Origin of the sequence: uncultured Allobosea sp., assembly GCF_945956895.1 — a bacterium.
Taxonomy (GTDB): domain Bacteria; phylum Pseudomonadota; class Alphaproteobacteria; order Rhizobiales; family Beijerinckiaceae; genus Allobosea.
On the sequence record NZ_CAMFJF010000089.1, the window covers coordinates 1 to 8219 of the forward strand.

Consider the following 8219-nt stretch of genomic DNA (forward strand, 5'->3'; position numbering starts at 1 on the left):
CGCGCACCCCAAGCGATTGCGAGAGTCCGCCCGACGTGCCGACGCTGTTCCGTTTCCTGGCTTTCATCGCGATCATCGCCGGGCTGATCTTCGGGGGCATGATCGCGCTCGTCACCTTCGTCCAGCCGGTCCAGCGCGAGATGGTCGAGATCGTGCCACCTTCAAAACTGCAGCCTAAGGGCCTCTAACAAAACTGGGAGGGGTCTCGATGGGCTTTGGAGGAGCCGCATGCCAGGAGGAGCGCGCAGCCGATATCTTTCGATATCGGCCAGTCGATCCGACGCCGCAGGCGGCCCTCCAAAACCCACCTCCGGCGCCGGGAATTCGACCGCCCGCGGCGTCGCGGCGCTTGCCGATACCAACGGTATCGGCTTCACCCCGCTCCTGGCGGAGCGGACGAATTGCCGGCGTCGAGACCTCTCCCAGTTTTGTTAGAGGCCCTCAATGAGCCGACTGGCGCGCCAACGATTGAACGCCTTCCTCGACATGCTGGCGGCCGAGCGCGGCGCGGCGCGCAACACGCTCGACGCCTATGAGCGCGACATCGCGGATTATCTCGAATTCCTCGGCGGCAAGGCGCCGGGCGATGCCACGGCCGAGGATGTCCGTGGCTGGCTTGCCGATCTTGCGACGCGCGGGCTCAAGGCCTCCTCGGCGGCAAGGCGGCTCTCGGCCGTACGCCAGTTCCATCGCTTCCTCTATACGGAGGGGCTGGCGGGCGCCGATCCTTCGGCGGCGATCTCCGGGCCGAGGCTCGGCCGGCCCTTGCCCAAGGTAGTGACGGTCGGAGATGTCGACCGACTGCTGGACGCGGCGCGAGAGGCTTGCGAGCGAGAGGGGCAGTCGAAGGTCATCCGGCTCAAGGCGCTGCGCATGCGCTGCCTCGTCGAGATGCTCTACGCCACGGGCCTGCGTGTTTCCGAATTGATCGCGCTGCCCCTGTCGGCCGCGACGACGCGCGAACGCTTCCTGATCGTGCGCGGCAAGGGCGACAAGGAGCGACTGGTACCGTTGAACGACGCCGCGCGGCAGGCGGCCCGCGACTGGCTGGATGCCATGAAAGAGGTGGGGCAAGGGGACGGGCGCTGGCTCTTTCCCTCCGAAGGCGAGAGCGGGCATCTGACGCGCCAGGTCTTCGCCAGGGATCTCAAGTCGCTGGCGGGGGCGGCCGGGCTTTCGGCCGCAAGCTTGAGCCCGCACGTCCTGCGCCATGCCTTCGCCAGCCATCTGCTCCAGAACGGCGCCGATCTCAGGGTCGTGCAGGAATTGCTGGGCCATGCCGATATCGCGACGACACAAATCTACACTCATGTCCTCGACGAGCGATTGAAGAGCATGGTGCGCGATCTCCATCCGCTTGCGGATGGAGAGTGAGGTGGGATGTCATCCCGCACGCGCTGCGGCATGCAGTGCTGCGGCGCGGATGCGGGATCGTTTGCAGAAAAGGCGCCCTCTCCGTGAGACGGTCCCGTGTCTGCGCAGCGGCACTTCATGCCGCAGCGCGCACGGGATGACGCGCTGAATTCAGGCCTCGGAGCAGCGGATCTGCTGGACGCGCTTGGGCATCTCGCCGACGGCGGGGATGAACTGGCCGGTCGCGTTGTCGAGGATCATCAGCACGCCGGTGGCGACGGCGAAATAGGCGCCATGCAGGTGCAGCCTGCTCTTGCTCTCGAGGATCTGCACACAGGGGAACGTGCGCAGATTGGCGAGGGATTGCTGGATCGAGGCCAGCTCCAGCCGGTGCAGATAGTCCGAGAAGTTCTCGTTGCGGCCGCGTCCGCCGGTACGCTCGGCGGCCGGGCCGATCAGGGTGATCCATTTGCCGATGAAGTCGCCCGGCGAGAGCGCCTTCTGGCTGTCGTCGGCGAAGGCGCGGATGCCGCCGCAGCGGCCATGGCCAAGCACGACGATATGCTTCACCTTGAGCGCCTGGATGGCGTATTCGAGCGCCGCCGAGGTGCCGTGGAGCTGGTCGTCCGGCTGGAAGGGCGGCACGAGATTGGCGATGTTGCGCGCGACGAACATCTCACCCGGCTTCGCATCGAAGATGACCTCCGGCGAAACGCGCGAGTCGCAGCAGCCGATCAGCATGATCTGCGGCGTCTGGCCGTGCTCGCCGAGCTCTTCGTAACGGCCCTGTTCGCGGATGAAACGATCGTCGAGGAAGGAACGATAACCTTCCGTCAGGCGCTGCGGGAATGGCTCTGCAGGCTTGTCCATGGCCTCTCTCGAACAGGAAACCGGCGGCTTCGTCAAGTCGATGTTGCGGTGCGGTATCGCTCAGCCGGCCTACCGGCCCTTACCCAGCCATGTTTCGAGCGAGGCGGCGAGGGCGCCGGATTCGCCGCGCAGCGCTACGGTTTTCAACCGGGCGGTGGCTCCGGAGGCGATCGCGAGCTGCGAACGGGACAGCCCGAGTTCCTGGGCCAACAGCCGGATCAGGGCTGTATTCGCCTCTCCTTCGGTCGGCGCGGCGCGGACGCGCGCCTTTACGATGAGGCGGCCGTCCGCGAGCGTCTCGATGCCGTCGATGGCATCGCGCCCGCCGCGCGGCGTCAGCCGGATATCGAGCGCGATTCCGTCTTTCGTGATCCTCCAGGGGCGGGCGGTGGGATCGGTCATCGGCTCTCCCATCGGGAAGGGGCGGCCATGCGCCGCCGGGACATGGACATCTCGGTCTCGTTGCCTAGTCTGCTTGGATTGCCCGGCGCGGCATAGCGCTTGCGTGGGGCCGTGCGCAACGGAGACATCTGCCTTGACCGAACCCTGCGACCTCAGCGCCGTTGCCGCGCGTGCCCTCATCGGTGCCAAGAAGCTCTCCGCCCGCGAGCTGCTGGACAGCTGCATCCGCCGCATGGATGCGATCGACCCTGCCGTGAATGCGATGGTCGCGCGCGACGACGACAAGGCACGCAAGGATGCGGGCGCGGCCGACGAGGCGACCGTGCGTGGCGATGCGCTCGGGCCGCTGCACGGCCTGCCGATCGGCATCAAGGACCTCGAGAACACGGCCGGCCTGCGCACCACCTATGGCAGCGCGCTCTATCGCGATTTCGTGCCGAAGGAAGACCAGCTCATCGTCGCCTCGGTGCGCAAGGCGGGCGCGATCATCGCCGGCAAGACCAACACCCCGGAATGGGGGGCGGGCGCCAATACCCGCAACGCCGTCTATGGCGCGACCGGCAATCCGTTCGATCCCTCAAAGAGCGCGGCCGGCTCCTCCGGCGGCTCGGGCGTGGTGCTGGCGACGAACATGGTGCCGCTCGCGACGGGGTCCGATACCGGCGGCTCGCTACGCAATCCGGCCGCCTTCAACGGCATCGTCGGCTTCCGCCCGACGCCTGGCCTCGTGCCGAGCGAGAAGCGCCAGCTCGGCTGGTCGCCGCTGCCGGTGCTCGGCCCGATGGCGCGCAACGTGCCGGACCTCTGCCTGCTGCTCTCGACCATGGTCTCCGACGACAAGGCCGACCCGCTCGCGACCACGATCCATGGCAAGACGGTGCGGCGGCCGGAGGATTTCGCCCGCCCCGATGCGATCGATCTCGCCTCGCTCAAGGTGGCTCTGACCCCGGATTTTGGTTTCGCGCCGACCGAGCGCCTGATCCGCGACACGTTCTTCGACAAGACCAAGGCCTTCAGCCATCTCTTCCGGTCTGCCGAGGACGCGACGCCGGATTGCGAGGGCACGGACGAGGTCTTCGAGATCCTGCGTGCGAGCAACTTCCTCGCGGCGCATCTCGACAAGGTGCGCGACACGCCGGACATGGTCGGGCCGAATGTCCGCGCCAATGTCGAGGAGGGCTTGCGTTATTCAGCGCTCGACGTCACCCGCGCCATGAAGCAGCAGACGGTGATCTACCAGCGCTGGCAGCGCTTCTTCGAGGATTACGACGTCATTCTCTCGCCGGCAGTGACGCTGAGCCCGCGGCCCTGGACCGAGCTCTTCCCGTCCGAGATCGACGGCAAGCCGACCCGGACCTATTTCCACTGGCTGGCGGCGGCCTATGCCGTCACCATCGTCGGCCATCCCGCGATTTCGCTGCCGGTCGGGCTCGACCGTAATGGGATGCCGTTCGGCCTGCAGATCGTCGGGCCGCGCGGCGGCGATGCCAAGGTGCTGGCCGTGGCGGCGGCGCTTGAAGCCGCGCTCGCGGGCGATCCATTGACGGCGCGCCCGGTGCCGGACCTCGCCAAGCTCGCCAAGGCGCGCCCGCTCAGCGAGAGCCCGAATTTCATGGGCTTCGCTTGAGCCCAAATTTGCGTTTCAAATCAATCATAATGGGGAGAGTACGGATGAAGCGTCGTGATTTTCTGATGGGGACGGCCGCGCTCGGCCTGGCCGGCCCGGCTTTGCCGCGGCTGGCTGCGGCGCAGGCCAGCACAACGCTGATGAAGTTCGTGCCGCAGGCCAACCTGTCCTCGCTGGATCCGGTCTGGACCACTGCGACCGTGACCAACAACCATGGCTACTATGTCTTCGACATGCTCTACGGAGCGGACGAGAACCTGAAGCCGCAGCCGCAGATGGCGGAAGGCCACGAGGTCTCGGCCGACGGCAAGACCTGGCGCATCAAGCTGCGTGACGGCCTGAGCTTCCACGACGGCACGCCGGTCAAAGCCGTCGACTGTGCGGCGAGCCTCAAGCGCTGGACGCAGCGCGACCCCTACGGCCAGCTGCTCGGCCGCGCGGTCGAGGAGTGGGGTGCGCCGGACGAGCGCACCCTGGAGATCAAGCTCAAGCGCCCTTTCCCGATGATGCTGGACTGCCTGGCAAAATCCGACCAGCCGCCGGTCATCATGCCGGAACGCCTCGCCAAGACCGACGCCAATACGCAGGTCACCGAGATGATCGGTTCGGGGCCCTACAAGTTCATCGCCTCCGGCTACGTCTCGGGCAGCAAGGTCGTCTACGAGAAATTCGAGGGCTACAAGCCGCGTAGCGAGCCGCCCAGCCGCAATGCCGGCGGCAAGCTCGCCCATTTCCAGCGGATCGAATGGAACGTCCTGCCCGATCCGGCGACGGCTGCGGCGGCGCTGACGCGTGGTGAGGTCGACTGGTGGGAGCGTCCGCTCACCGACCTCCAGCCGATGCTGGCCAGCAACAAGGACATCAAGCAGGAGGTCATCGACAAGGCTGGCCGCGGCGCGATCATCCGCCTCAACCACCTGCAGGCGCCGTTCAACAATCCGAAGGTGCGGGCTGCCGTGCGCATGGCGGTGAAGCAGGAAGACTATATGCGCGCCGCCCAGGGCGACGACACCACGCTCTGGCAGACCTGCCGCAGCCTGTGGTGGCGCGGCACGCCCTATTATGACGGCGAGCAGGACGACCTGATGCCGCAGAGCCTGGAGAAGGCGAAGGCGGCGCTGAAGGCATCCGGCTACAATGGCGAGAAGGTCGTCATCATCAACCCGACCGATTTCCCCGATATCGGCCCGCTCGGCGAGGTGACCTTCGAACTGCTCAAGCAGCTCGGCATGAATGTCGAGATGGCGGCGAGCGACTGGGGCACGGTCGTGCAGCGCCGCGGCAGCCGCGAATCGACCGAGAAGGGCGGCTGGAGCATCTTCCACACCACCGGCTCGGCCACGAGCTGGGGCAACCCGGCGATGTCGACGCTGGTGCGCGGGCAGGGCGACAAGGGCTGGTTCGGCTGGTGGAAGAGCGATGCCGCCGAGGCCCTGGCCGAGGAATGGCTCTATGCGCCCGACGAGGCCGCCCAGCGGAAGAGCGCCAAGGCGCTGGCCCGATTGGCGCTGGAAGAGGTCGCGACCATCCCGCTCGGCCAGTTCGTCAGCCGCACGGCCTATCGCAAGGACATGACCGGGATGCTCGCCGGTTCGGCGCCGTATCCGTGGGGCCTCAAAAGAGGCTGATCATGGAACGTCATGCTCGGGCTTGACCCGAGCATCTCTTGCAGGAGGAGGCTCCGCGCCTGCTCAACACGAGATTCTCGGGTCTGCGCTTCGCTTCGCCCGAGAATGACGGCCCGGTGGCAAGCCGGGCCGTTTCGCGTTTGATCAGCGCGTCGCCGCCACGGCCGCCGACCAGGGCGAGGCGGCGTCGCTCGATCCTTCAGCTCCGTTCCTGTCGACGCGGACGAAGTTCGGGCATGCGAAGTTGATCGGCAGCACACTGTGCTCGACGATCGCCGTCGGCCCCGCCGCTTCGAGCGCGGCAAGGGTTTCGGTCGGCAGGCGCAGGTCGGCGCTGGTCGAATCCGGACCGGAGACGTCGATGCGCGGCTGATGCGCCGTCGTCTCGGTATCCATGCCGAAATCGAGTTGCCAGGCGAGCGTCTGGTAGACGCTGGCGAGGATGCGGCGCCCGCCGGAAGAGCCCATCGCCTGGCGCGGCCAGCCGCCATCCTTCGGCGTGACCACGACCGGGCACATGTTGCAGAGCGGGCGGGCACCCGGCGCGATCGCATTGGCGCTGCCGGGCCGCGGATCGAACCACATCATGCCGTTGTTCATCAGCACGCCGGTCGAGGGCAGCACGACGCGGCTGCCCATCGAGGAGAGCAGCGTGGTGGTGACGGTGACGAGATTGCCCTCGCCATCGACCACGGTGAGATGGGTGGTGCAGGTATCGCCCGGCTCCTTCGCCGTGACGGCGGCGCCGAGGCCGTCGAGCCTTTCCCTGTAAGCCTTGCGCATCACGCGCGAGAGCTGCGCGAACCAGGCGGCTGAGGGGCCGGCGCTATCGATCCGGGCATCCGCCATGCCGGCGACGACCCGCTCCAGCGTCGGCGCGGCGGTCAATCCGCCGGCAGTGTGGATGAGGTGACTGCCGCGCCAGTCGATCGTTGGGGCGTCACGCAGCTCGGCCTTGCAGTTGGCCAGGTCCTTGGCATCGACCACGCCACCCGCCGCGGCGATATCCGCCACGAGCCCGTTGGCGACATCACCGCGATAGAAATCGTCGAGCCCGGCCTTGGCCAGCCGCTCGATCGTGTCGCCCAGGTTCCCGAGCTTCATGAAGCCCGGAATGCCCTGATAGGGCGGTACCGGCGGCAGGCCGCCCGGCAGGTAGATGCGCGCGCTTTCCGCATAGAGGCGCAGGACCGAGGCCGAGGAGGCGATCTTCAGCGTCGTGTACCAGTCGGCCGGCAGGCCGCGCTTGGCGAGCGCGATGGCCGGCGCGAGGATGTCAGCGAGCGGCAGCTTCGAGCCGAAGGTCTCCTTGAGCTTGGCATAGCCGGCGACGGAGGAAGGCGTGACGAAGGAGAGGGGGCCGTGGATGTTGCGGTCGTCGACCACCTCAGGCCAGGTGAAGAGGTCCTTCTTCATCTCGCCGGTCAGGGGATAGTCGGCCGGATCGGCACGGTGCGGTGCGACCGGCCCGAAATCGACGACCTTTGCGCGGCTCTCCCCCGCCTTGAGCACGACGGCGAAGCCGATGCCGCCGAGCCCGCTGTTCCAGGGCTCGACCGCGGCCAGCGCGAAGCAGGCGGCGACAGCGGCGTCGGCAGCATTGCCGCCCTGTTCGAGGATCGCGGTTCCGGCTTCCGCCGCTTCACGGCTTTGCGAGACGACGATGCCGTGCTTTCCGTGCGCGGCAGGTTTGGTCAGAGCCCAGTTCTGGCTGCGATAAGGGGTGGCGGTAGCGGCCATGCGGCGACCTCGAACAGATTTGCGAGGCCGTCATACTGCATACCGGCGGCCACGGCGTCGAATGCGTCGTGGCGGATCGCGGGTCGCGCCCGGCGCAGGTCGAGGAGGGGTCAGAAAACGTTGGGGTAGAGATAGTGCATGATCACGCTCTGGATGAAGTAGATGATCAGCAGCAGGATGATGGGCGAGATGTCGAGGCCGCCGAGATTGGGCAGCCGCTCGCGAATCGGGCGCAGCACGGGTTCCGTGACGCGATAGAGCACATCCCAGATGGTCGAGACGAACTGGTTGCGCGTGTTGACGACGTTGAAGGCGATCAGCCAACTCAGCACCGCCGAAGCGATGAGCACCCAGATATAGAGGTTCAGCGCGATCATGATCACGTCGAGAACGGCACGCATCGGGCTTCCTTTTAGGCCTGTCCGGAAAGGTGACGCGGAATATCCCCTGCTCGCGCCACAATCAGATGGCGGAAGTGATTGACATCCACGCGACGCACAGCCTAGAAGGCCAGCGCCTTGGGGCTGTAGCTCAGATGGGAGAGCGCTGCAATCGCACTGCAGAGGTCAGGGGTTCGAATCCCCTCAGCTCCACCAGGC

The 8219-nt window shown here is 66.9% G+C and carries 8 protein-coding genes and 1 tRNA gene; 5 read left to right on the top strand and 4 right to left on the bottom strand.

All coding sequences use genetic code 11. The features are described from left to right. The first annotated feature begins 35 nt into the window (after nt 1-35). Nucleotides 36-188: a histidine kinase gene (locus tag Q0Q02_RS21675; protein ID WP_293812643.1), complete on the top strand. Its 153-nt coding sequence runs from the start codon at nt 36-38 to the stop codon at nt 186-188. Nucleotides 189-444: 256 nt separating this feature from the next. Continuing rightward, entirely contained in the window at nt 445-1374 is a 930-nt protein-coding gene (locus tag Q0Q02_RS21680) for a site-specific tyrosine recombinase XerD (protein ID WP_293812630.1), read from the top strand. Nucleotides 1375-1524: 150 nt separating this feature from the next. Here Q0Q02_RS21680 and Q0Q02_RS21685 read toward each other — a convergent pair whose 3' ends face one another. Continuing rightward, nucleotides 1525-2223: a carbonic anhydrase gene (locus tag Q0Q02_RS21685; protein WP_293812632.1), complete on the bottom strand. Its 699-nt coding sequence runs from the start codon at nt 2221-2223 to the stop codon at nt 1525-1527. A gap of 69 nt (nt 2224-2292) precedes the next feature. Continuing rightward, nucleotides 2293-2625, bottom strand: coding sequence for a DUF167 family protein (locus Q0Q02_RS21690; protein WP_293812634.1), 333 nt, complete (start codon nt 2623-2625; stop codon nt 2293-2295). Nucleotides 2626-2758: 133 nt separating this feature from the next. On the opposite strand from Q0Q02_RS21690, the gene Q0Q02_RS21695 reads away from it, so the two are divergent. After that, entirely contained in the window at nt 2759-4252 is a 1494-nt protein-coding gene (locus Q0Q02_RS21695) for an amidase (protein WP_293812636.1), read from the top strand. A 44-nt stretch (nt 4253-4296) separates the two neighbouring features. Further along, nucleotides 4297-5880 (top strand): ABC transporter substrate-binding protein, encoded by a 1584-nt coding sequence (locus tag Q0Q02_RS21700; protein ID WP_293812637.1) that lies wholly within the window; start codon nt 4297-4299, stop codon nt 5878-5880. A gap of 144 nt (nt 5881-6024) precedes the next feature. On the opposite strand, the gene Q0Q02_RS21705 is transcribed toward Q0Q02_RS21700, so the two are convergent. Together Q0Q02_RS21705 and Q0Q02_RS21710 are read right to left on the bottom strand one after the other, a co-directional pair. Next, entirely contained in the window at nt 6025-7620 is a 1596-nt protein-coding gene (locus Q0Q02_RS21705; RefSeq protein WP_293812639.1) for a gamma-glutamyltransferase, read from the bottom strand. A 110-nt stretch (nt 7621-7730) separates the two neighbouring features. Next, the gene (locus Q0Q02_RS21710; protein WP_293812641.1) at nt 7731-8021 is read right to left on the bottom strand and encodes a YggT family protein; all 291 of its coding nucleotides are present in this window, start codon (nt 8019-8021) and stop codon (nt 7731-7733) included. A gap of 119 nt (nt 8022-8140) precedes the next feature. On the opposite strand from Q0Q02_RS21710, the gene Q0Q02_RS21715 reads away from it, so the two are divergent. After that, a tRNA-Ala gene (locus Q0Q02_RS21715) sits at nt 8141-8216 on the top strand. The last annotated feature ends 3 nt before the right edge of the window (nt 8217-8219 follow it).

What these genes read in the sequence shown, in the direction of transcription:
- Q0Q02_RS21680 (WP_293812630.1), top strand. Translation starts at nt 445, where the DNA reads ATGAGCCGACTGGCGCGCCAACGATTGAACGCCTTCCTCGACATGCTG.
- Q0Q02_RS21685 (WP_293812632.1), bottom strand. Translation starts at nt 2,223, where the DNA reads ATGGACAAGCCTGCAGAGCCATTCCCGCAGCGCCTGACGGAAGGTTAT.
- Q0Q02_RS21690 (WP_293812634.1), bottom strand. Translation starts at nt 2,625, where the DNA reads ATGACCGATCCCACCGCCCGCCCCTGGAGGATCACGAAAGACGGAATC.
- Q0Q02_RS21700 (WP_293812637.1), top strand. Translation starts at nt 4,297, where the DNA reads ATGAAGCGTCGTGATTTTCTGATGGGGACGGCCGCGCTCGGCCTGGCC.
- Q0Q02_RS21705 (WP_293812639.1), bottom strand. Translation starts at nt 7,620, where the DNA reads ATGGCCGCTACCGCCACCCCTTATCGCAGCCAGAACTGGGCTCTGACC.
- Q0Q02_RS21710 (WP_293812641.1), bottom strand. Translation starts at nt 8,021, where the DNA reads ATGCGTGCCGTTCTCGACGTGATCATGATCGCGCTGAACCTCTATATC.